This is a genomic window from Paenibacillus alginolyticus DSM 5050 = NBRC 15375 (assembly GCF_000422905.1).
Taxonomy (GTDB): domain Bacteria; phylum Bacillota; class Bacilli; order Paenibacillales; family NBRC-103111; genus Paenibacillus_E; species Paenibacillus_E alginolyticus.
The window spans coordinates 12,714-34,950 of the sequence record NZ_AUGY01000070.1 but is presented as its reverse complement, the minus strand read 5'-3'; the positions used below and the strand labels follow the sequence as shown (position 1 = coordinate 34,950).

23 protein-coding genes are annotated in these 22,237 nt (G+C 42.7%); all 23 read right to left on the bottom strand.

Going from position 1 to position 22,237, the window contains the following annotated elements:
* Nucleotides 1-87 precede the first annotated feature (87 nt).
* The 23 genes from G519_RS0126775 to G519_RS0126675 all read right to left on the bottom strand — a co-directional run bounded on the left by G519_RS0126775 (nucleotide 88) and on the right by G519_RS0126675 (nucleotide 22,060).
* Nucleotides 88-648, bottom strand: a complete 561-nt coding sequence (locus tag G519_RS0126775; RefSeq protein ID WP_029197314.1) for a DUF1003 domain-containing protein — start codon at nucleotides 646-648, stop codon at nucleotides 88-90.
* Between the two features lie 270 nt (nucleotides 649-918).
* Entirely contained in the window at nucleotides 919-1,275 is a 357-nt protein-coding gene (locus G519_RS0126765; RefSeq protein ID WP_029197312.1) for a hypothetical protein, read from the bottom strand.
* 132 nt (nucleotides 1,276-1,407) lie between these two features.
* The gene (locus G519_RS0126760) at nucleotides 1,408-2,559 is read right to left on the bottom strand and encodes an FtsW/RodA/SpoVE family cell cycle protein (RefSeq protein WP_127528062.1); all 1,152 of its coding nucleotides are present in this window, start codon (nucleotides 2,557-2,559) and stop codon (nucleotides 1,408-1,410) included.
* The gene (locus G519_RS44680; protein ID WP_051253713.1) at nucleotides 2,537-3,772 is read right to left on the bottom strand and encodes a D-alanyl-D-alanine carboxypeptidase family protein; all 1,236 of its coding nucleotides are present in this window, start codon (nucleotides 3,770-3,772) and stop codon (nucleotides 2,537-2,539) included. Before G519_RS44680 ends, G519_RS0126760 begins: the two co-directional genes overlap by 23 nt.
* Nucleotides 3,773-3,914: 142 nt before the next feature.
* Entirely contained in the window at nucleotides 3,915-4,640 is a 726-nt protein-coding gene (locus G519_RS0126750) for a type 1 glutamine amidotransferase (RefSeq protein WP_029197310.1), read from the bottom strand.
* The gene (locus G519_RS0126745) at nucleotides 4,621-5,961 is read right to left on the bottom strand and encodes a Mur ligase family protein (RefSeq protein ID WP_051253712.1); all 1,341 of its coding nucleotides are present in this window, start codon (nucleotides 5,959-5,961) and stop codon (nucleotides 4,621-4,623) included. Before G519_RS0126745 ends, G519_RS0126750 begins: the two co-directional genes overlap by 20 nt.
* Nucleotides 5,962-6,081: 120 nt before the next feature.
* Nucleotides 6,082-7,833 (bottom strand): right-handed parallel beta-helix repeat-containing protein, encoded by a 1,752-nt coding sequence (locus tag G519_RS44675; RefSeq protein WP_051253711.1) that lies wholly within the window; start codon nucleotides 7,831-7,833, stop codon nucleotides 6,082-6,084.
* Nucleotides 7,834-7,910: 77 nt separating this feature from the next.
* Nucleotides 7,911-8,393 (bottom strand): NAD(P)-dependent alcohol dehydrogenase, encoded by a 483-nt coding sequence (locus tag G519_RS53350; protein ID WP_307720115.1) that lies wholly within the window; start codon nucleotides 8,391-8,393, stop codon nucleotides 7,911-7,913.
* On the bottom strand, nucleotides 8,359-8,499 hold the full coding sequence (locus tag G519_RS53345; protein WP_307720116.1) for a hypothetical protein: 141 nt from the start codon (nucleotides 8,497-8,499) through the stop codon (nucleotides 8,359-8,361). Before G519_RS53345 ends, G519_RS53350 begins: the two co-directional genes overlap by 35 nt.
* 41 nt (nucleotides 8,500-8,540) lie before the next feature.
* Nucleotides 8,541-8,879, bottom strand: a complete 339-nt coding sequence (locus tag G519_RS53340) for an alcohol dehydrogenase catalytic domain-containing protein (RefSeq protein WP_307720117.1) — start codon at nucleotides 8,877-8,879, stop codon at nucleotides 8,541-8,543.
* Entirely contained in the window at nucleotides 8,876-9,538 is a 663-nt protein-coding gene (locus G519_RS0126730; protein ID WP_029197308.1) for a DUF4386 domain-containing protein, read from the bottom strand. Before G519_RS0126730 ends, G519_RS53340 begins: the two co-directional genes overlap by 4 nt.
* A 35-nt stretch (nucleotides 9,539-9,573) precedes the next feature.
* Nucleotides 9,574-10,479, bottom strand: a complete 906-nt coding sequence (locus G519_RS0126725; RefSeq protein WP_029197307.1) for an NUDIX hydrolase — start codon at nucleotides 10,477-10,479, stop codon at nucleotides 9,574-9,576.
* 281 nt (nucleotides 10,480-10,760) lie between these two features.
* Nucleotides 10,761-12,236 carry a protein adenylyltransferase SelO gene (locus G519_RS0126720; RefSeq protein ID WP_029197306.1) on the bottom strand — a complete coding sequence of 492 codons (1,476 nt, stop codon included), beginning with the start codon at nucleotides 12,234-12,236 and terminating at the stop codon, nucleotides 10,761-10,763.
* Nucleotides 12,237-12,465: 229 nt separating this feature from the next.
* Nucleotides 12,466-13,167 carry a hypothetical protein gene (locus G519_RS0126715; protein WP_029197305.1) on the bottom strand — a complete coding sequence of 234 codons (702 nt, stop codon included), beginning with the start codon at nucleotides 13,165-13,167 and terminating at the stop codon, nucleotides 12,466-12,468.
* Nucleotides 13,168-13,959: 792 nt separating this feature from the next.
* Nucleotides 13,960-14,496 carry a hypothetical protein gene (locus tag G519_RS52440; RefSeq protein ID WP_244280231.1) on the bottom strand — a complete coding sequence of 179 codons (537 nt, stop codon included), beginning with the start codon at nucleotides 14,494-14,496 and terminating at the stop codon, nucleotides 13,960-13,962.
* A gap of 212 nt (nucleotides 14,497-14,708) precedes the next feature.
* Nucleotides 14,709-15,272 (bottom strand): Gfo/Idh/MocA family protein, encoded by a 564-nt coding sequence (locus G519_RS52435; protein WP_244280234.1) that lies wholly within the window; start codon nucleotides 15,270-15,272, stop codon nucleotides 14,709-14,711.
* Between the two features lie 20 nt (nucleotides 15,273-15,292).
* A complete protein-coding gene (locus G519_RS0126705; protein WP_029197304.1) occupies nucleotides 15,293-16,372 on the bottom strand; it encodes a Gfo/Idh/MocA family protein in 1,080 nt (359 codons plus the stop codon).
* A 22-nt stretch (nucleotides 16,373-16,394) separates the two neighbouring features.
* Complete coding sequence (locus G519_RS0126700) at nucleotides 16,395-17,306, bottom strand: AraC family transcriptional regulator (RefSeq protein ID WP_029197303.1); 912 nt, start codon at nucleotides 17,304-17,306, stop codon at nucleotides 16,395-16,397.
* Nucleotides 17,307-17,331: 25 nt separating this feature from the next.
* Nucleotides 17,332-18,183, bottom strand: coding sequence for a sugar phosphate isomerase/epimerase family protein (locus tag G519_RS0126695; RefSeq protein WP_029197302.1), 852 nt, complete (start codon nucleotides 18,181-18,183; stop codon nucleotides 17,332-17,334).
* Nucleotides 18,180-19,361: an N-acetylglucosamine-6-phosphate deacetylase gene (locus G519_RS0126690; RefSeq protein ID WP_244280230.1), complete on the bottom strand. Its 1,182-nt coding sequence runs from the start codon at nucleotides 19,359-19,361 to the stop codon at nucleotides 18,180-18,182. Before G519_RS0126690 ends, G519_RS0126695 begins: the two co-directional genes overlap by 4 nt.
* Nucleotides 19,351-20,121, bottom strand: coding sequence for a glucosamine-6-phosphate deaminase (locus tag G519_RS0126685; RefSeq protein WP_029197300.1), 771 nt, complete (start codon nucleotides 20,119-20,121; stop codon nucleotides 19,351-19,353). Before G519_RS0126685 ends, G519_RS0126690 begins: the two co-directional genes overlap by 11 nt.
* Before the next feature lie 60 nt (nucleotides 20,122-20,181).
* Nucleotides 20,182-21,201, bottom strand: a complete 1,020-nt coding sequence (locus tag G519_RS0126680; protein WP_029197299.1) for a Gfo/Idh/MocA family protein — start codon at nucleotides 21,199-21,201, stop codon at nucleotides 20,182-20,184.
* A gap of 4 nt (nucleotides 21,202-21,205) precedes the next feature.
* Nucleotides 21,206-22,060 (bottom strand): sugar phosphate isomerase/epimerase family protein, encoded by an 855-nt coding sequence (locus G519_RS0126675; RefSeq protein WP_127528064.1) that lies wholly within the window; start codon nucleotides 22,058-22,060, stop codon nucleotides 21,206-21,208.
* Nucleotides 22,061-22,237: the final 177 nt, after the last annotated feature.

Genomic DNA, 22,237 nt, shown 5'->3' with positions numbered 1-22,237 from the left:
ATACTCTCGCAAATTCCCTTAAGAGTAAGTGCCACAAATAAAAAAGAAACCCCAACCCACTGTGATGAGGATCGGAGGTTCATTTTTTTATTCCAAAACATCATCGCTATTTCTCTGTGAAAATGCTAAAAGTAGTTTTTTGACTTCTAATAGTTCACTTTCAATCCGGTGAAGATGACTTTGCATGTCATCAATTTCCTGTTCTGCTTTATAATTAATAGCAAAGTCAATGATAGATTCATGTTTGTCTCTTGAAGCCTGTCTGTTCTGGCTCATCATGATGACGGGCGCTTGAAAAGCGGCAACAAAAGATAAGCATAAATTTAATAAGATGAACGGAGCTGAATCAAAGTGATAGGGAGTTATCGGTAGCGTATTCCAAGCAATCCAAGCTGCCAGGAATATGGCGAACCATACAATGAATTTCCAACTGCCTCCAAAGAAGGCAATTCGATCAGCAATCCGGTCCGACCAACTCGTCTTCCTCACATATTCCTCGTCTAAATGAGTAAGAATACTCTTCTCATAATGATCAACTAACCGATCAATCCGTTTCGTACTTTCATGGTTTAATTCAATATCAAAGCCTTGAATATTAGAAGCCTCTGCAAAGTCTTTTTTCCATTGAAAATAACTTTTTTTTGCCATTGTTATTAACCTCCTTTGTGAGGAAGTCACATGGAAACCAATAATTTGAAAGAGTTTGAATACCTTATCTTGAGGCAGTCAATCTTATTCGCACGAGGTCTGTGCATGACTTCCAGTAATTTACTATCAGGCTCCGGTTCTAAGGAACTTCGACTACCCATGAATATATTCAACTCCTTCTCCCCAATGGTTTCTGACACATCATTATCATACTTCTTTGCTTCACTTAAGCCCGTATTCTTTTTTAATCGTCTCAAGCTGGAGCGTTTCCTATTTTAGTGCTTTTAACTTAGCTTGAATTTTCTTTTCAGCTGCTTCTAATGATTTCAGTTTATCTTCGTACTTTTTAATCTTCGACTGCACTTTTGAAGTCTTTGCTTGTTCCAATAGCTTCTTTGTACTTGTAATCGATTTTTGGATATTAGCTAACTGACTTTCTAGATTTTTTTTCTGGGATTGAGCCGTATTTTTTGATTTAGCAGCTGAATGGGTAGTTGATTTGGTCGTATGTACGGCTGCGTGATGGGTCGCCGATTTCGTTGCCGCAAATGCCGACATTGGGAATACTGCCACAAGTCCGGTAATTGCAGTAATGGCCACTATTTTTCTAATTTTATGTAAAAACATTTTCTAGCCTCCCATATTCTAATCTATTTTGAATAACCTTCACTTCGATTATACAGATATTACATTAAAACTTGATGAAAATAATTTGTTCATTTGATTAAATTGATTTATTTATTGTTTAAAAAACCCATTTTAGCTTTCATCCCCAAATGTAAAAGGCTTGGATTGATGAATACATACACTAAGAACCAAACCCATGGATAGCATATTAGTCATTAGGGAACTTCCTCCATAGCTGACAAATGGGAGTGCAATACCTGTAAGGGGCATAAGTCCCGTATGCATCGCTATATTCTCGAAAATTTGCAAAGTAAACATCGAAATCACACCGATGATCAAATAAGAACCAGCTAAATCTTCGCTTGTCATCGCAATTCGAATCATTCGATAAATCAAAAAAAAGTAAAGCAACAAAAGAACAGCCGAACCAACAAAACCAAATTCTTCACCAATGACAACATAAATCGAATCTGCATAATCATACGGAATGTAGCCACTTTGTACCATTTTACCGTGAAGGAATCCTTCACCCATTAACTCACCCGAACTCACTGCCTTAATGGAATTAACAACATGATAACTCTGATTTGGATCGCTAGCCGGGTTTAAAAAGGTTTGAATTCTATGAAGTTGATGCGGTTTTACAATTTTATTGAATAGAGGGATATCCACAAAATATAGTGCTGTAATGCTGCCAATAACCCCAATGATCCCAAATAACCCGATGAGTCCATGCTTGATTCGAATCTTCCCGATCCATAACATACCAATCAAAATACAAACGAAGACAATAGATGTTCCGAGATCAGGTTGATTCATAACAATGAGACATGGAATTCCCATAACTACGATCATGGGGAGTATATCTTGAAATAATCGTAGATATTCCCCCTTACGGTTTTCCAACATTTTGGCTAACAGTAAGATAACGAATATTTTCGCTAGTTCAGAAGGCTGAAATTGCATAAAATGTAAATTAATCCATCGCTGAGATCCATTGATGTTCATGCCTTTAAACATAACGAAGATTAGAAGCAGAATGCCGATAACATACAATATGACGGATAAATGTCTGATAATGTCCCGGTAATCGAGCACGGCCAATAACAGCATGGGTACAAACATGGCTGCGAACATGACTAGGTTATTTACATGCAGCCCAGCAAATTTCGTATTATTAGTGGCGCTATAGATCATTATCGTGCTAATAACCATGAAACATATCAAAATGGCGATAATGACAAAATCCAATTTTCTCGCTCTAAGCACCAGCTCCTTGATCACTCGCGGCTTTCTCCCTTCTAGAAAAATTTAAGTAAATTCCCAATGCAAAGAGCACAATGACAGCAGCCACCCAAAACGGCCAATATGATGATGATTTTGATGATTCGCTTTTCTCTTTATTGATTGGAGAAGGCTCAGCGTGAACGACCTCTTTGGCAGACACAATGGGGATTTGCGACAGCAGCTTCCCATTTTTCTTAATCTGATAATCGCCAATCACCTCGCCAGCTATGATCGTTTTCTGCCCGCTTTGCCACGGCGTAAAAATAGGCGAATACGTATAAACAGCGCCATCATCTTTTCTTTTGGTCAAAACATAGGAATTCCCCAGGACACCTTGAACGTTCTCACCATAGAAGGTCGTCTCACCGGCGCTATCCCCTTTCTGAAACATCATCTGCACATCAAGATGTTCGAGTCCATAATTGCCTATCGTCTGCACGTCTTGATATTCATTTCCTCGCGATGATTTCATTACGACTGCGATAACTGTTTTATTGTCCTTTTTCATATATTCAATTAACGTGTTTCCAGCTTGGTTAGTAAAACCTGTTTTCCCACCCAATGCAATTGGATTCTGAAAAATAAGGCTTCGATCTTTTATCACAACAGACCGCTGATCCGTTTTCACCTCTGTCTTCTCGGTTCCCATTGCCTCCATAATGGCGGGATATTTCATGGCTTCTTTGGCAAGCAGAGCCAAATCATAAGTCGTTGTATAATGCTGTGGATCATGCAGACCATTAGGTGTTACAAAATGTGTATGTGTCATGCCAATTGAGGCTGCCCTTGTATTCATCATCGCGGCAAAAGCGGCCTCATCGCCTCCAATATGTTCAGCTATCATCATCGCTACATCATTGGCCGAGATCACGAGCAGTGCTCTCAAGGCTTCTTCCTTTTGCATCTTCTCACCGATTTTCATATTGAAAACAAAATTGCTTGCTTCTTGCTGGGTCGCTTTTTTACTAGCCGTCATCCATGCACCGTCCGCTACGTGATCTTCTAGGAGAATAGCGGTCATAAGCTTCGTTAAGCTAGCAGGAAACGCTTGTTCATCTTTGTTTTTTTGAAAGAGCACTTCTCCTGTCGAACTATCGATCACTACACCTGTACCACTATGAATAGTCGGCGTATTGGTTTCTCCATATGCGATTCCTACTTGGCCTAACACTGCTGCGAGTATAACGATGATGAATAACGCTTTCTTCATTACATATCCTCCAAATCATCACATTCTAACTATATAAAAATACGCTCGTATTTGATTTCTGCACTTTTACGAGATTTATTATATGCCTTGTTCCTTAAAAACAAATGAAAACAAAAAAATCCCCAAGTCTGGGGAGTAGAGTTCAGCCGCGCTGTAAGGTAAGACAAATCTTTTCTGCCTGTTGTTTTGTCTCGTATTCCAGAGCATCATCAAGTGCTATAAGTTCTTTTTTTCCATATTTTCTTTCAATCGCGGCAGCAATGATATGATCCGTTATGGCTGGATTTTTGGGTAAAATTGGACCATGAAGATAAGTTCCAATGACATTGTGATAGATAAGTCCTTCTGTGCCATCTTCCCCATTATTACCATAACCTTTGATGACTTTACCTAACGGTTGGTAAGGGTGATAGGTTCTTCCGGAGTGATTTTCAAAACCTACTACTCTACCGAATTCTTTCGTATCTATTAAGATGTTACCAACCTGACGATCCTCTCTTGCAATAGAATGAAAATCACAAATTTCCATTCCCATATGCTTTGTTCCTTCTGAAGTAACATAAAAACTCCCTAGAAGTTGATATCCGCCACATATGGCGAGACAACTAATACCATCTTCTACACCTAATTGAAATTCTTTTTTAATTTTAAGTAATTCCTTAGTAATTAGGCCTTGCTCACGATCACTGCCTCCGCCGATACAAATAATATCTACAGACGATAAGTTCATGTCATTTGTTGATTTTATATCCACAATCGTTAATTGAATGCCTCTCCATTCGCATCGCTTTTGAAGTGCAACCACATTTCCTCTATCCCCATAGAGATTTAATCGATCCGGGAATAAGTTATAGAGTACAAGATTCATTTTCTTTCTTGATACTCCTTTCCGTGTGGTTTTTAACCTCCTGTAATGCTGTATAGGTCGGTAATAAATAAGTAGGCATCGGGTGGCTAAACGCAGCTTGTATTGCTTTCTCGATAGATGGTATTTGTATAACTTTATTAGAATCAATCCCTGCATACTTAAGACGAAGCATGATGTCTGAGGCTCGACTGCCGGAGCAAATGATTCGCCCAATATCCTCCCTTTGAAGGCATTCAAAATCAATATCCCAGATCCACGAAACATCCTTCCCATCCGCAATAAAGTCATTGATAAAGAAGACAATTTGCTTCTCATATTGAGTTGAGAGGATCTCTGAAATGGAAACATTCATACCCGAAGGATTTTTATTGAGATTAACGATATATGGAAATCCTTTATAAAAAAACAACTCCATTCGTCCATTCGCCAATTGAAAATTAGGCAAGGAATCCTTTATATTTTTACACTGAATTCCAAGTTCAGCGGCACAAGTAATTGCAGCCAATGCATTATAGACATTGAATGTACCCGTCATATTCATTTGATAGGTCTCATTTTTCATTGAAAAAGTTAAGGGGTTGCTTTGAACGCTGTCAATTTCGTAATGCGGGGTTGGGCGTTCAAATCCACAGGAGCAGGAAAAAAATCCTAGCTGGTTGAAATGAATGTGATCATACTGCATTTCTTCACCGCATAGCGGGCAATATTTGGACTCACTCATCCCGTAATCTCCAAAAGCATAGGCCTGTTTGCCCAGTCCGTAATAGACATTATCTTTGTTAAGAGAGCTTAGACGAAAAACAAAGGGATCATCCGCATTTAATATCATTTTCGTTTCGATGGGATGTATGGCCTTTTCAATATCTTTGATAAGCATGTCTATCTCCCCATATCGATCCAACTGATCACGAAAAAAATTAGTTATAATGAGCATCTGAGGCGTGATTTGTTTCAAAATGACTGGAAGACTTGCCTCATCAATTTCCAGTACAGCATAGTCGTAATGTAAATGGCCCAAGATCGTAGTATTATTAATTAAACAAGCGGCTACGCCAGAAACCATATTTGCCCCTTCAAAATTGTTCAAAATTCTCATTCCAGTTGACCTTAAGAGGTGTGCTAACAAATTTGAGGTTGTCGTTTTACCGTTTGTACCAGTTATAAAAATAAAATTTTTAATTTGATGAGATAATTTTCTTATAATGTTCGGATCGATTTTTATTGCCACTACGCCCGGAAGAGTAGATCCATTATTACCTAATAGTCGGCTTAATTTACCCGCGGTCTTGCCGCTAATGATGGCGACATTTTTTTTTATCATGTTTCCAACCCCCTCAACAATGGTAACAGCCGCCCTAGATGGGAATGAAAATTAATATACCCTTGATGATACGAAAAAAACCGCCATTTAGGCGGAAATTACTCGGCTATCCATAGTTTTTCAATCCAAAGGCATAATAGATAAATCAAGCTTCATACACTTAACGTTATGATTGATTTCCAAAAAATTATTGCCGTGAACATTCACATCACTGCATGCCTCCAAATGAATGACAAAACTGGAATCATCCAACTTATTAGCTGTATTTGATCCGAGAACTTGATTATTAATAAAATGAAGTCCCTGCGTACTTTTAGCGTAAAGAACAGGATAAGCCCGAAGAAGAAACTCATTATCCTCAATATGTATATGTCTATGAACGGGATTCTCCATTTGCATTTCTTTATTTTCAGGAGCGATATTGATCACTGGAACGCCGCATTCCATAAATTGATTATGATGAATCATTACATCAGTCACCATGCCGGATTCATACCAACTTTCCGCATCGTCGGCTACTAAGATCCCACTCATTTGGATTCCTATCATATGATTGTTCGCAATGACAACCTTTTTTCGCGTAGTTACTAGAATTCCTCGGGTAGGTATCCGAAGAAAACGATTATTACGAATTTCAACTTCCGCCGTCCATGAAATATTCTCAACCACATCTCCTGCTTCGATCCCCACAGGTATGGGCTGCTCCAGCGTCAGTAATATCTCTCGCAAATTAACCATTTCCGAATTTTTTACCGTATTATTGGCGTAAACTGTTAATGAATGTCCATGTACAAAATCAATCCTATCTCCTGGAAAAAATCCGTCAAAGCCATAGGTTTGTCCATGCATATATCGAACAATAATTTGATTAGGAGAGGGTTGATCGATTATTTGCAAATGCGTGCCATGTACATTGATTGCATCATCATGCGCTCCCTCAAAATGGCTGTTCTCAATGGTAACTTTCCCTTTGACACTTGACATGTGTACAAAATCAGCAAATGCAGCACAAGTGCGTCCTGTCTCAGGGCGCGGCGCTAATTTCAGTCCGTCAAATGTAAGATTTTCGCTGAATTGCCCGACTATGCCTAAACCGTGCATGTAATGTAGGTGAAGCTGGGTCCCCGTAATGTTCATGCTCTGATTGATAAATACGCCTACCTGATCCCGAATACCATCTCGCATTTGAAACGCGTGTCCGACTTTCGTTTCAAACGTATGATCAAAGTAGAGTCGCAGTTGCAAAGGGTTCAGCTGCTCTATCTTATTAGCCGATGTCATCGGATTAGAAACACGCCAAGTTGTATTCGTCACTGGATCATATTCCTGTGCAGGTCCGTCCGAATATTTCCAACCCTCGCCAATCCAAGTCAGCTTCCCCTCCTCAATCACATACCAAGAATCAGGGTTCGTTCGAACATCAAGATAATCGCTTCCAACAGCTTCTACGGTGATTTCAGACATGGTAGGACGCTCGAAATCCGTACTGAAATTGCGTAGAGTGACATTCTCGCATTGATCCAAAGCGATCATGGTCATCTTCCCGTGAAACATAAAAAGGGATCCAAGACCATCTACAGTCAGGTCACGGTGTTCTTTGAAAAACAAACCAATGGTTTTAGTTACATCAGGGTTTTCATCCTCTGTCGTTGTGTTCGAGATGAAATACTTTATTTTCGCAGCATGTTCAGGATAAAAATCATACCGACCTTTTGGGAATTCTAGTACGACAGGACCATCTATTGATTTAGCTACTCCGATTGCCTTTCGGACTGCCTTCACAGCATCTTGACCCGAATTGGGTATGGCTCCATAATCTGTAACACGGATAACCGTGGGCGCGGAAACAGCGTTTTGATCTATAAATGGCATCAGTGAAACCTTCCTTTCAGCGCTTAACAATCATGTATTTTTTCAAATATACGTTATAAATCAAAAAGCGTTTTGTTTTAATGTTCCACACGGATGACCACTTTTCCTTTGGGGTACCCTTCCCCCAGATACCGGAGAGCTTCAGCAACCTCACTTAATGGGTAACGTCTATCTATAACAGACACTACCTTCCCGGCCTCAAAAAGCTCTTTCATAAAATTTTGATCATTTTTATTTGGTTTGTGTATAAGGAGTCCCATTTTCTTACTCCCGATCATTGAAATCCAAGCTCCAAGGAACATGACTTGGAAGATTCGAGCCATGGAACCCCCGACCATGACATAAGTGCCATTGGGACTTAATGAACTCTTGTAATCGACAATCGATCGATTTCCTACAACATCAAGAATCAGGTCATAGTGCTGTCCATGTTGGGTGAAATCTTCTTTCGTGTAATCAATGACCTGGTCTGCACCAAGCGAAAGCAGCATAGCCAATTTACTCGTGTTGTCCACGCCTGTCACTTCAGCTCCGAATGATTTGGCAATCTTGTACCGCAAATGTACCCACACCTCCACCCGCGCCATTAATTAAAACCTTTTGTCCTTTCTGAATACGGCCTTTATCGCGAAGTCCCTGCAAGGCGAGGACCGCCGTTTGTGGCATGGCTGCTGCTTCCTCGAATGTCATACTGGCTGGTTTCAACGTTAACGCATTTTCATCTGCGCATACATACTCCGCAAACCCGCCCCAACCACATCCGGAAATGTCTCCGAATAATCGCCTGGAAGAAACTGCTTTACGTCTCTACCAACTGCTTCAATTCGTCCAGCTATGTCAGCTCCGAGTATGTTATATTTTGGTTTTAGAAGCCCCCCAAGACGGACTAAGTACGGTGTACCTCTAAGAAGATCCCAGTCCCAAGAATTTACGGATGCAGCATGCACTTTGATCCGTACTTCATTGTCCTTGGGAGTAGGTTTTTCTACCTCTTTGAGCTTAAGAACGTCAGTAGTTCCGTATTTCGTGTATACAATCGCCTTCATGGCGTATTCTCCTTAAATCCTTTAACGATCAGCCATATCGGAAATATGATTTCAAATAAGGCTCCTGGAAGAAATAAAACCATGCCTGGACTATAGCCGAAAATCTCTAACAAAGCGCTTGTTAACAAAGATGCGTATCCAATAAGCCCAAAGACTGAAATTAAACGCGGAATGAGCTTAGTTTTAAATAATAAATAACAAAAAAACAAGCTATATAGTCCAAGAACGATCATGGATAACTGAAAGGTCAGAAACTTCCCATTAATCGCTAACATGCCTATAGTTTGAAAATAGGAAGCATCGGGAGCTCCTGCTTCTATATATTGTTTACTTAATGATATCAGTAATAATGGGCTGAGTGCACCAACAATAAGGATAATGGCCTCAATAACTCTGAAAGCAACGTAACCAAGAGCTATCGTTTCATTATGCTTTTTTAAGATAGGAAACAATGTGATGGCAATTCCAACAACTGCAGCAGAATTAATTAACTCAAGGAGCATCCCGACTATCACTTTGGTTTTATTTGGGTAAACATGAAGTAGATAATCCGGAACATTTAGAATAGATTCTATAAGTCCATTACCTAATATATACGCAGCAGTTGCAGCTAAAAATAATACTCCCGCAATTCTTGCCGTTTTTTTGTTTGAATTCATTGTTATCACCGTCTTTCTTTTCATTTTTTCCCGCATTACATATATCGCCAATTCGGATTGAACCTGAACAGCTTTGCCGGTCGATGCCCTGCATCCTTTGTAAATTGATTGGTTTCCATAACCATGTTAGCTATCTTTCTTCTAAACGCAGCAGAAAGCAGCTCTTTTCCCAAAGTAACCTCATAAACCTGCTGGAGCTCTGATAATGTAAAAAGTTCCGGCATCAAATTGAAAGCTATATCTGTGTACTCAATCTTATTCCTAAGTCTCTCCACGGCATATTGGATCATTTGCGCATGATCAAAAGCAATTCCATTCGAAACAATAACCTCTCTGTCCACCATGACTACTTTTCCAGCATACTTTTCAATAACCTTAATAACAGTCTCCAGAGTATCCTTATCGTTCAAAAGCGTAATTTTTATCACTTTTTCAAATACAAAGTCATTCTCCATTATGGTTTTCTTCTCTTCAAGCACACTGTACCTAACGCTGAACCACCTTGCATCATCCGCATCATCCCCAGCCATCACTTTAAGTGAGCTGCTATCAACAAGCGCCATATACGAGCAGCTGATAACTCGTGTCCGAGGATCCCTATTTACATCCCCCCAAGTATAAAGCTGTTCCATATACACATTGTCAATATTAGTTTCGGTCTTTAGCTCCCGCAAAGCTGCTTCATCTAGGCTCTCGTCCTTAGTTACAAAGCCTCCTGGCAAAGCCCATTGCCCTATATAAGGATGAACTCCCCTTTTAACCATGAGTAATTTCAGTGACTTTTCCGGTAACTTTCTATAGCTTTCTTTTTCCTCATCTACCACAGTGAAGATTAACATATCGACTGTAACGGATGGTCTTTCGTACATACTGGCATCATACTTCTGTAAAAACTCTATTTCAGTAAGTCCCTGCTTATCTCTAAGCTGCTCTTTATCCATGTAGATCACCTATTCTTTAACTTTATTTTTTTGTTATAATCAATTTGTTATTATCAAGATGTTAATATCATTTAACCCTTAATTCCAATCGCTGTCAATAACAAAAAAAAGAAATCATAACATTTGTTATGCAAACAAGTCACTGTATTGCTTCCCCTTCGCCATTTTAATTAATGACATTAACAATTTATTTTCTAAGGATGCTGTAAATTCAAAAAAAATAACCTGTTAATCAGGTTATTTTCTAAAGTTTACTATAAGTTGGGTTCCTTACCTTCCACTCAAGTACCGCAAAAGGTTCGGTAAGGTTGGGTTGATTTCGTAGGGTTTGTAAAGTAATCATGGTCGTTGGAGTGCGCGTAGGGACTTGAAAGAGCATCAAGAAGCCGTTCCATCACGCTGTAGTCTCCTTGGTTCACCGCGGCTTCTAACGCTTCCTCTACCCGGTGGTTACGAGGGATTACCGCAGGATTGCTGCTGCGCATCATCTGATGTGAGGAGGCTTTTGTTTCCTCTTGCCTGCCAAGTCTAGCCTGCCACAGCTCAAGCCACTGAGAAAATTCCGTGCTGCCGAACAGATCAGAACCTTCTAGCTTATCAAAAGTTAATGCTCGGAATGTATTGGTATAGTCCGCACTATACTTCTGCAACATATGGAGCAGGTCTTTAATAAGAGATTCATCCTGCTCTTCTTCATTAAAGATTCCCAGTTTTGCCCTCATTCCTGCAAACCAATTACGGTGATACAGCACGGAAAAACTGGCAATCGCATCTTCAGCCAATTTAAGAGCCTGCTCCTCGTTGTCATGCAGCAGCGGCAGCAATGTTTCAGCAAATCTGGCGAGGTTCCACGCAGCAATATATGGCTGGTTACCATAGGCATAGCGGCCCTGCTTGTCAATGGAACTGAATACCGTTGCCGGATCATAGGCATCCATGAAGGCGCAAGGACCATAATCAATGGTTTCTCCACTGATCGCCATGTTATCGGTGTTCATCACCCCGTGAATAAAGCCAACGAGCTGCCATTTGGAAATGAGACTAGCCTGTCGCTTGATCACTTCTTGAAGTAGGAGAAGATAGTGGTTCTCATCAGAAGCATCTATTTCTGGGAAGTGCCTTTGCAATGTGTAATCAGCCAGGGCTTGAAGGTCCTCTTTGGTGCCAAATTTCGCAGCATACTGAAAGGTGCCGACGCGCAAATGGCTGGCAGCTATGCGGGTAAGAATTGCACCAGGCTGCTCGGTTTCACGGATGATGGACTCACCGGTTGTTACCACCGCTAGGCTGCGTGTTGTAGGAATACCAAGCGCATACATCGCTTCGCTGATGATGTATTCACGCAGCATCGGGCCGAGTGCTGCCCGACCATCTCCCCCGCGGGAGTATGGTGTTCTGCCTGAACCCTTAAGCTGAATATCAACCCGCGTACCATGGGGAGTGATCTGTTCGCCAAGAAGCAGCGCACGGCCATCCCCTAACCGGTTAAAATGCCCGAATTGATGCCCGGCATAGGCTTGGGCAAGAGGCAAAGCCCCTTCGGGTATATCGTTGCCAGCCAGCGCCGCTGCCCCTTCATTGCTTTGAAGCGATTGGATGTTTAATCCCAAAGATGATACTAACTGATCATTTAGAATAACTACTTTCGGTGAGCTTACAGGAGCTGGTTTAAGTCGGGTAAAAAGTAATTCCGGCAGACGTGCATAACTGTTGTCGAAGTTCCATCCTGTATCTAACATTGTATTTTTCTCTGTCATCGTATCTCCTTATACTCATGTCTTTTTGTATCTTAATTATTTTATCCTTAAGTTATTCTTGCTGTTAGACTTCTATTATCGCAGTTATCGACCAAGTACTGCAACGCTTTGTTAGCTCTTGCTATTATGTCCCGCTTCGATACTCTGCTCCAACACATAGTGTTGATCGATGACCGCTTTTTTCTAATTTTGACATCAATATAATAAGGATACAAATTTGGTGCACGTTTTAAATCCTTGGCATATACCTCAGCGAGTTTATTTCATTAAATCCTATCCGAACGACCATCGCCCATTTCGCGCTTTGAAGAGTCTCAGCAATTGAAGAGTAAGATAACATCTGTTGCTTATCTGTACCCTGCAACCCCCATACAAAAGCACTTTCATCAAGCGGGATCTTTTCCTTCTGCTGCATTCTCATCTCCCTCGTTATGTTGATCCCCACTGGCTTGTCAACTCTGACGGCCGTACTGGCGTAACCACTTTCGGAAACAAAAGCGTATACTAGTTCGCTATATACAGTTCCATTCAGATCATAACGATCCTGTAACGAATATACGAAATCACCGTCATATTGATAATCACCTTGTTTGGTTTTTACCTGAAAGGTCGTCCCCATACCACTCGAATAATTTGTTTTCACGCCATCCTTCCAGTATTCAATGTTGACTGCTACCGTTTGTCTTGGCCCTTGGTAATGAAGTGCAACTGCCCCTGACATCGTGCCTAGTAAAGGCTTCAGTTTCATGTTTTTATTTCCGTCAAATAACGATTCCGGAGTGGCTGACCATGTTGAAGCGTCTGTATTGTTATCCAACGATATTGCAAAATCCTTAACTTTTCGGCTTACCGCGTCATGTACAACGGCCAAAGAAATCGTGCTCACAATGACAATTAACGCAAGTATTCCTGTAAACTTATTTGCTCCCATATATTCCCTCCCGGTCCATCAACCCACTTCACAATACCATTATTTGTAATCTAAATGTGATATTGTATATAAAATCCATATTTTAGAAGACGCAAAATAAGCTACCCTGCAGCTGTTCTAAGTAGAAAGGAAAGCACATCTTAGAACGAAATAAAACCATCCCAGAATGAACCAGGATGGTTTATTTATCAATAAATTGGGTGGGTCCTTTATAACCACTTTTGCAAAAAAGATATACTTTCTTTACGCATATCTTCCGTTTCTAAATGTCCTACGTCGTATCTTAATAATTTCCACGCATCGATCACATTGTGATCCAGATATACTTTCTTCAGTTCATTATCTATTCAGGTCAATCCTGCGTATGGAGTCAATTTATCAAGGTTACCCGCTAAGCTCAAATGAGGTCGAGGTGCGATCAATGCATTGATTTGTGCTTTGTAAAATGGTTTAATAGATCGGGTACATAATAATATACGCCGTGTCTGTCTAAACCACGTTCGTCTAAAAATGCCCCATAATCTGTCAGGTAGCAAGTTGGGATCCGGATTCATTCATCTGAATGGCTATGGCATATACGGGTATGATGACAAGAAAGAACATGACCAATAGCTTTGTGAAAATGGAAAACCACCAGTTTCGCCAATTTAATCGCATGAACACCATACAGCCCTATTTCTCAAATTCCTCTAATTATTACCAAACTAGTTGACGGAATTATTCGACAAAACTCCGATTATACCTCTTGCTCTTCTTCGATAAGAGCAGATTTTTTTTATAGGTTGTATATACTCATACTAAAGAACGAATTTCCTCAACACTATTCTCCGATCTGGCACGTTCTGCTGCAAAGCCAATTTGATGACCATAAATCGATTTCTCCAGAGCTGTCGAAGACAGTGAAGGTTTTTCTCCCCGTAAAGTACGAACAAAATCTGCAACCAACCGCAAATCGCCGCCACCATGCATGTCAGCTGCTACATTAAGCTCGATACGTTCTTCCTTGTATACATGACCGGACCTTGTATCCGGTTGCCTAACCAAGAAGTAACCATCTTCCATAGTGCCGGAAATTTCGCCTTTGGTCCCCGTGATATGAATCGTCCGGCACGGCTTGGAGGTGGCGCCAGTTAGATTGTGCGATGCCGTACTTCCGTCTTCGAATTCGATGATGACCGTTTGATGGTCGACAACATCGTTATCGCAGCGCCATACGCAGCGTCCGTATGGATTGGATGTTCGCAACGATTCAATTTTTTCTTCATGGGTAGGGATTATACCTAGATGCATATTGTCCCATGCATAATTGCCCCACAACTCTTGTTCCATATACATTTTCTTGGCGGAATACGTACACGTGGCTTCAATCGGACAATCAACAAGACACCTTGTACCAGAGCCTTCCGGGGCTTTTTCCTCACGAAACTGGAATAATCATCCAAAACTGCTAACCTTCTTCGGTCGTATACTGCCTTTCATCCAAGAAATCATATCTAAGTCATGGCAGCATTTGGCTAATAGCATGGAGGAATCACAGTTCGCTATACTATTCCATTTTCCCGTACGAAAGAAGTCGCCATATGGTGGTAGCTGACATTTTCCTCTGTCTGAATAGCGATGATATCCCCGATGATTCCGCTTTCGATTTGCTTGCGGATTTCCAAATAAAAAGGGGCATAACGCATTACATGACAAATCATCACGGTACGATTATAGGACTTAGCTGCTTCGTACAGTTCAAATACTTCCATTTCACTTACGCCGATCGGCTTCTCTAACAGAACATCGTATCCCGCCTTCAAAAGCGGCAGCGTTGTCTCCAGATGGAATTGATCCATCGTTCCATTAATAGCGGCATCCGCTAATTGGGGATGAACAACAAGCTCCTCAACGGATGCAAAGCAATTTTCCGGAGAAATACCAAAGCGTTCTGATGTTAATTGTCGGCGTTCTAGATTCGGCTCAACAACGCCAACGATTTGTAATTCATCTGGATGCTGTAAAGCATAGGAAGCGTAAATCAGACTTCGGTTGCCTGCGCCGATAATAACAGCCTTGATCCGCTGATCTTCGGACTTAAGGGATGGATCCACTTTTTTATGCATGCTCACGATCTTACCTCCATTTAAACGTGATAGATATGCGGATTTTGACGCCGGCATTCTTCCATTACCCACATCTGCTGTCGTACTTGCTGCGGTGTGATTTCCAATGCAGCGCCATCACATAGAGTACGATAAAGCATCAAATACAATTTCTCCGTCATATGTTCAAACGCCGACTTGCCCTCTGGGATCGATACGTCCCAACGTTCGGAGTGCCAAGTTAATGTCTCTCTACAATAAGCGGGCATTCCATCGTTATCGAATAGCGGTTCTCTCGTCAACTTTTGATCCGGCGCTTCCTCAGGTTTGAAATATTTCCATTCCAGTTGCCCTGCCGTACCGCGAAGTCCGCCGTTCGTTCCTTGGATATTAAATTGCTCATGAGGGAAAGCAGCGCACGATGAGATTTCAAGATCTATAGTCGGATAGCCTTGTTTTCTAAGTATTAGCTTCACATAATCTTCCGCATCCCCAAACGTATTCGTACGATCCATCATACACGTTACTTGAGGTAATACATCCGTTCCGAACAACTGCAGCGCTTGATCCAACGGATGTGGTCCGGTGTTCATTAGGTTACCGCCGTTGTTGCTTTGCAGCGTTTGCCAATCCCACCGACGAGCGAAGCCGTTCAAAGAGAAATCAATCTGGACGATACGGCCTAGCACACCGGAATTGATTACTTTTTGAATCTGGACAAATGCAGGCTGATAACGGGATTGTTGAAATACTGCCAATATTTTACCAGTTCGTTTCGAAGCTTCGATTAGTTGATCCACTTCTTCTACTGATTTGGCTAACGGTTTTTCGCAAAGAACATGAAACCCTTTATTTAACAACTCCAGGGTGATAGGGAAATGCAGATGACTTGGTGATGCGTTGACGACTAAATCCAGCTCCACGTTCGCAACCATTTCCTCCCAGGTATCATAGGCTTTGCAGCCATACTCCTGTTCCGCACGCTTCTGACGTTCGGGAATCGAATCGGCCACGGCGACAATCGTATAATAATCCTTAATTTGTACGAGCAGATTGCCATGAATGTCGCGACCGCTGCGGCCTTGTCCAATAATACCAACCTTCAGTACCTTTTGACTCATAAATGGTACACCTCTTTCTGTGTCAATTCACTGATTTACTTCCGAATGTTTTCTTATATTCCGTAGGTGTGATTCCGCAACGTTTCTTAAAAGTTCGGATAAAATGGCTCAAATGATGGAATCCGACCTGAAAGCCGATCTGTGTAATCGTATGCGTATCGCGCCGGATGAGCTCCATCGCCCTCTCGATTCGCACTTCATTGACGAAATCAACAAACGTTTGTCCCGTTTCTTTTTTGAATTGATGGCTGAAATATGCTGGCGCCATATTCGCTATGAATGCCCCATGCTCCATCGGAATATCTTGACTGAAGTTATCATAAATGTACCGTTTCACATCATCAATTGGATGTTGGTCCGCAAGTGCTGGTTGTTTGGCGGGCTTCCGCTTCGCCTTTCGGTATTCACGGTCAATTAGGATCAGCAGCTTGGCTAAATTAAGCAGGATCGAATGTTCGAATCCAACTTCACGATGCTCAAATTCATCCTGAATATCCTGAAGAAGCTGCTCAACGAAAATCTGTTTGTTTTTCCCGAAATGAAGCCACGATTGTTGAATAAAAGGAATCTTATAGTCCTCATCGGAGTGCTGAAGCAAAGGATTTAGCGTATCGGAAAAGGGCTTTAATTGCTCCTGTACGAGATGAGGTATAAAATCGACAAGTACCACTTCGAACTCTTTATCCTCGATCGCACTCAGACTGTGCCTGGTATTGGGAGCAATAATGAAAATATCGCCTCTGCTTACTGTAAGAGACTTTCCGCGCAGTTGATGATTGCATATCCCGCGAAGGACATAAGCGATCTGAACATAATCGTGACTATGCATGGGCTGCTTCAGCAGACTGCTAGAGTAACGCAAGATTTTAAAAGGAAACGCTCGATTAAGCTGATCCTTGCTTTGATAAAAGGGTATTTCCCCTTCCATCCCCATACTACCACCACCTACTATCATGTCATTATGATGGACTCATCAGCTTCTTCACAAATTGAAAATCGTGAGCCAATCGTTCAAAAGCAGGAAATGGCGCATGGCACTCCAAAGTTACCCAGCCTGCATAGCCCGTTTCGAGAAGTGCCTCAAACAGCGGCTTATGATCAGCCCCACCTTCGCCCAGACGGCATTGAAGGAAGATCTCTTCCCCTCGGTGGGTGACATTGGTAAAGGTACCTGGTGCGCCAACTTCACTGACACGCAGCTCATCCTTAACATGCACATGAAATAAATGCTTGCCCAATTTCAATACGGAATCGCGGCCGTAATCGGTGTCAGTTATATACATATTTCCCGCATCATGGATCAGGCCAATATTATCGTAAGCGATTAGGTCAAGTAGACGCAAGCTGCTTTCTACGGTTTCAATGAGTGATTGATTATGAATTTCCATGATAATATCGATTTGATGTGCTTTCGCTTCTTCTGCACAGCGATTGAGCCAGTATGCTGCCTTAGCAAAGTGGTAATCTTGTGCCATAAAGGCATTCGGACCGCCTGGTGAGACACGAACCATCGAAGCGCCAAGCTGATTTGCAATGTCAAGCAGCCTTTGAAATTCTTCGAACGTATGTTTGCATTCTATGTCGCTTGCCGTAGAAAACCCACCTGTATAGGTGGCCAAAACAGGAATCTCGAGATTCAAGCTTTTGGACAATGCTTTAATCTCATTGATCCGCGGTTGACTGATCGCTGAGGATAGATGGTGCTCACGGACCGCAATTTCAATACCATCCATGCCAAGCTGCTTGGTTAACTGCATCGCCTCTTGAATGCTATGCTCCATAAATACGCCACTAAATGCAGCAAATTTCATTCTATTTCCTCCCTCAAGAAGACTTGTTTGCCCAACTTAAATGTTCGTTCCAACCGAATTCGGCTTCCTTCTCTACGGAACAGTACTAAATCGGCCGGTTCGCCTGGAGTCAGGCCAGAAGCAGAAGGCAGCTTCATAAAACCAGACGGTCTAACTGAAGCCATGTCCCAAGCCTCCGCTAACTCAGCAAGATTCCGGTTCGTTACATGCTCAATGCCCTTGAGCAGCATTTGCGCAGATCCCGCTAAGAGGTGCTCGTCTTCAGCTAGATGCAGCTTGCCCTCTGGCGTTAGAACAACGGAACCGCCAATGTGCGTTGTGTAAGTACCCGCCGGCAGTCCACTTAGTGAAACCGCATCACTTACCAGCATGGCTTGGGTACCTTTCACCTTAAACACAACCTTCAATACCTGATCAGGCAAGTGAAAGCCATCAGCGATCACGCAGCTCCATAACCGATCCTGAGCCAATTGCTCCCAGATATAATTAGGATGGCGAGGCATCATCAGATGAGCACCATTGCCAAGATGAGTTGACATCCTTGCGCCCGCTTCCACGGCTTCTCCTATTTGTTCCGGTGTCGCGGAAGTGTGTCCAATCGAAACCGTTACACCGTTTTCCGTACATTTGGCGATAAATGGAGCGCTGTTCGGCCATTCAGGTGACAGCGTGATCATGCGGATTCGTCCATCGGCTGCTTCCTGCCAACGGTTAAACAACTCCCAATTCGGAGGTCTAACATGATCGTAATTATGGGCTCCACGAGCGCCGTCATTCGGCGAAATGAACGGACCCTCTAGATGGATGCCGGCAATTCCTTGATCTGCAACTGGATCATGCTTGCATGCCAATGCTATCGATTCCAAAGCTTCTTGAATGGCTTGAACACTGTTTGTAATGACCGTTGGGAAGCAGGAAGTCACCCCTTCCTGCCAAAGCTTGCGAATCACTTCACCAACCATCTTGTCTGGATAAGGTACTTGGTTAAAATCATGACCTGCATATCCATTAATCTGCAGATCGACGAGGCCAGGAGCGACAATCGCCAGCTCTGACGAATCTGAGTTCTCCGATCTGATCGGTTCAATGCTTCGAATAATCCCTTGTTCTATGCAGATCGTTACAGGCTCCCCCGTTACATAATGAACGGCCTTCAAGTTCATGTCATTAAGTCCCATAAGAATCCCTATCCACGTAAAGGGTACAATCCGGATGTTTCCGTAATATAGTAGACGGACATTCCGTCGAGATGGATCCGTTAAGCGTACGCTCAACCGCTTTGCGTTTCGTAGGTCCTGGAACTACGCAGAACAAATGGGAGCCTGAGAGCAAGGTCGGGATAGTCAACGTTAGCGCATGGGTGGGGACATCCTCGAATGAAGGGAAACAGCCGTCATTCACCTGCTGCTGCCTGCAAGCATCCTCAAGTTCAACTGCTTTGATAACCTCTGGATCGTTAAAATCGGCGACTGGTGGATCATTGAAAGCGATATGCCCGTTCTCACCGATTCCAAGACACACGATATCGATGGGTGCCTGTCGAAGCAGTTCTCCGTAACGGCGGCATTCTTCTTCGCTCTCATTCGAGCTGTCAATCAGATGCACCATTCCCGGCTTTACTTGATTAAACAGATGCTCACTCAAAAAACGGCTGAACTTTTGCGTCGCATCTAACGGCAAACCGTTGTATTCATCCATATGAAACGCTGTAATTCTGGACCAATCGATCGATTCATCTTCGGACAAATAGTTCAAAAGCTCATTTTGTGACGGTGCAGCTGCAAAAATGATTCGGATGCCGTGTTTCTCAGACAGCAATTGCTTGATCCTCGCGGCAACTTCTGCACCTGCGGCAGCCCCTAATGCACGACGATCGTTAAATACTTTAACCTTCAAAGAATCTACCAATTGTTTATAGGCGAAAGGTATTTCATTCATATTTCCACACTCCTCTTGATCATCCGAATAGCTATGCGAAAGAGTTCCTTCTAAATGCTGTTATTCCATGATGAGTTGAACACCTTTGGCCGAGCTGTCATAAATGGCTTCAACCAATTGCACGGCCCGTAACCCGTCCTTCCCAGTAACAAGGGGTTCTATGCCGCTTTCGATGGATGCTATCACATCAATAAACTGGCTTTGATGAAAATCAGACACAATACTGCGAGGATCAGAAATCCCTCCGTAAGTTCTCGCTTGGGTCCAGTTGGGCTCGCTAATGCCTGGAACAGTCCAGTGAACGATGGAAGAACCCTCCAGCTTAATGGTCCCTTTTTCCCCATAAAGATTAATGGTTGCCGGGAACCCCGGTTGGATGTTGGTTGAAGCCATAATCGTGCCGAAAGCGCCGTTTTTGAATTGCAATATCGCTAGCCCCAAGTCCTCCGCTTCTATTTGATGTGTTTGAGTGGCTATTTTGCCGAAGACCGTATGAATCTCTCCGGCAAACCAAAGCAGCAGATCCAAAATGTGTATACCTTGATTCATAAGAACGCCACCATCTTCGGCAATCGTACCCCGCCAATCGGCTGCGTCATAATAGGCTTGCGTCCGATAAAATGACAGAGATGCCTCCACGAGCAGAAGTCTGCCAAGTGCTCCTTCATCTAATACACGTTTAACTGCTTGATGTTGGGCTTCAAAGCGTCGTTGAGAGATGACAGACAGTGTAACTCCACGTTCTTTGGCCGTGCGCACAAGTTCTGCCGCATCACGCGTGTTTATCGCAATCGGTTTCTCCAGCACCAAATGCTTGCCAGCGTTCAAAACGTCCATTCCAATGCGGGCATGACTCCCGCTTGAAGTCGTCACACAGACAATATCTACCTCTGTACTATGGATCAACTCTTGATAATCGGTCGTCCAAATGCAATTTTCCTGCTTGGCAATCGCTTTCACTCTTGCTTCATTGCGGCTGGAAACAAAGGTTAAGCTTGCGTCCTCTATCTCGCGGATTGCCTCAATATGAAAGTCAGCGACGGATCCGCATCCAATAATGCCAAATCTCCACGTAGTCATTGTGCTAAACCTCACTTAGAAGCGAACGCAGCGCATCGAGCGTCATACGAGTACCAGTCATCTGACTGCCGCCTTCAGGAATGTAATGCGTTTCGATCGTAAAAAGTCCATCGTATCCGTCTGCCAATAATGCTTTGAGATGTGGAATCACTGGTACGCTGCCAGAGCCTAGCGGGACACAACGGGCTGTTCCATCTGCACTTACATAAGCATCCTTAAGGTGAACATGTGCCAACAAGCCCTTCATGAATCCGTAACCTGCCGGAAATGCTTCACGACCGCCGTATGCCTCGTTGCCCGGATCCCACAAGCCCTTTAAAGCAGTTGAATCAACACTGTGGACAATTGCTGCCACTTCTTCCGCATAACCGCCATTGCAGGACGGCTCATTCTCAAGTAAAAGCTGTATTCCTTCGCGCCGTGCTTCTTGAGCAGCTTGCCGCAGGTGATGGACTATCTCTCCCTTATAAAGCTGCGGATCCTCTTCACGCCAAAACGAAAAAATACGAATCCGTGTCGTGCCAAGCAGCTTAGCAAGCAGAATCGCGCGTTTCAGCTTAACAAAATGTGCCTTTACGCTCTCTTCTTTCTGACCGAAAGTATCTCCGGCGGCAATCGGTCTGTTCGGATCCAGTGCACATTTAAACAAGGGGGAAGCGATAGCCGAAATGAATAATCCGCGGGTTTCGACCTGACGCCGGACTTCCATGGCTTGATCGTCAGTAAGATTAATGACATTCTGTCTGTTAATGACACGGACTTCAACATGCTTTAAGCCCTGTTCAACTGCCCAATCCAACGCTTCTTCGAAGTTTGCTGAAACCTCATCCGTCAAAACGCCCAATCGTTCCAATATCAAAATGTAAACACCACCATTCCATTATTTCTGTCCACCGTAGATTTCCTTTTTGTTACTTGATTCTTATCATATCAATTAAGCTTTGTGAAAAGTTGACGTTTTTTTCGAAGTATATTGACATTTTTTAAGCAATACAAAAGGTACCTGCTTGGAAAACAATCCACAGGTACCTCTGAA

Coding starts and splice junctions, on each gene's coding strand:
- G519_RS0126775 (WP_029197314.1), bottom strand. CDS start 648: ATGGCAAAAAAAAGTTATTTTCAATGGAAAAAAGACTTTGCAGAGGCT.
- G519_RS0126765 (WP_029197312.1), bottom strand. CDS start 1,275: ATGTTTTTACATAAAATTAGAAAAATAGTGGCCATTACTGCAATTACC.
- G519_RS44680 (WP_051253713.1), bottom strand. CDS start 3,772: ATGAAGAAAGCGTTATTCATCATCGTTATACTCGCAGCAGTGTTAGGC.
- G519_RS0126750 (WP_029197310.1), bottom strand. CDS start 4,640: ATGAATCTTGTACTCTATAACTTATTCCCGGATCGATTAAATCTCTAT.
- G519_RS0126745 (WP_051253712.1), bottom strand. CDS start 5,961: ATGATAAAAAAAAATGTCGCCATCATTAGCGGCAAGACCGCGGGTAAA.
- G519_RS44675 (WP_051253711.1), bottom strand. CDS start 7,833: ATGCCATTTATAGATCAAAACGCTGTTTCCGCGCCCACGGTTATCCGT.
- G519_RS53345 (WP_307720116.1), bottom strand. CDS start 8,499: ATGCCACAAACGGCGGTCCTCGCCTTGCAGGGACTTCGCGATAAAGGC.
- G519_RS53340 (WP_307720117.1), bottom strand. CDS start 8,879: ATGAAGGCGATTGTATACACGAAATACGGAACTACTGACGTTCTTAAG.
- G519_RS0126730 (WP_029197308.1), bottom strand. CDS start 9,538: ATGAATTCAAACAAAAAAACGGCAAGAATTGCGGGAGTATTATTTTTA.
- G519_RS0126725 (WP_029197307.1), bottom strand. CDS start 10,479: ATGGATAAAGAGCAGCTTAGAGATAAGCAGGGACTTACTGAAATAGAG.
- G519_RS0126720 (WP_029197306.1), bottom strand. CDS start 12,236: ATGACAGAGAAAAATACAATGTTAGATACAGGATGGAACTTCGACAAC.
- G519_RS0126715 (WP_029197305.1), bottom strand. CDS start 13,167: ATGGGAGCAAATAAGTTTACAGGAATACTTGCGTTAATTGTCATTGTG.
- G519_RS52440 (WP_244280231.1), bottom strand. CDS start 14,496: ATGGAACAAGAGTTGTGGGGCAATTATGCATGGGACAATATGCATCTA.
- G519_RS52435 (WP_244280234.1), bottom strand. CDS start 15,272: ATGCATAAAAAAGTGGATCCATCCCTTAAGTCCGAAGATCAGCGGATC.
- G519_RS0126705 (WP_029197304.1), bottom strand. CDS start 16,372: ATGAGTCAAAAGGTACTGAAGGTTGGTATTATTGGACAAGGCCGCAGC.
- G519_RS0126700 (WP_029197303.1), bottom strand. CDS start 17,306: ATGGGGATGGAAGGGGAAATACCCTTTTATCAAAGCAAGGATCAGCTT.
- G519_RS0126695 (WP_029197302.1), bottom strand. CDS start 18,183: ATGAAATTTGCTGCATTTAGTGGCGTATTTATGGAGCATAGCATTCAA.
- G519_RS0126690 (WP_244280230.1), bottom strand. CDS start 19,361: ATGGGACTTAATGACATGAACTTGAAGGCCGTTCATTATGTAACGGGG.
- G519_RS0126685 (WP_029197300.1), bottom strand. CDS start 20,121: ATGAATGAAATACCTTTCGCCTATAAACAATTGGTAGATTCTTTGAAG.
- G519_RS0126680 (WP_029197299.1), bottom strand. CDS start 21,201: ATGACTACGTGGAGATTTGGCATTATTGGATGCGGATCCGTCGCTGAC.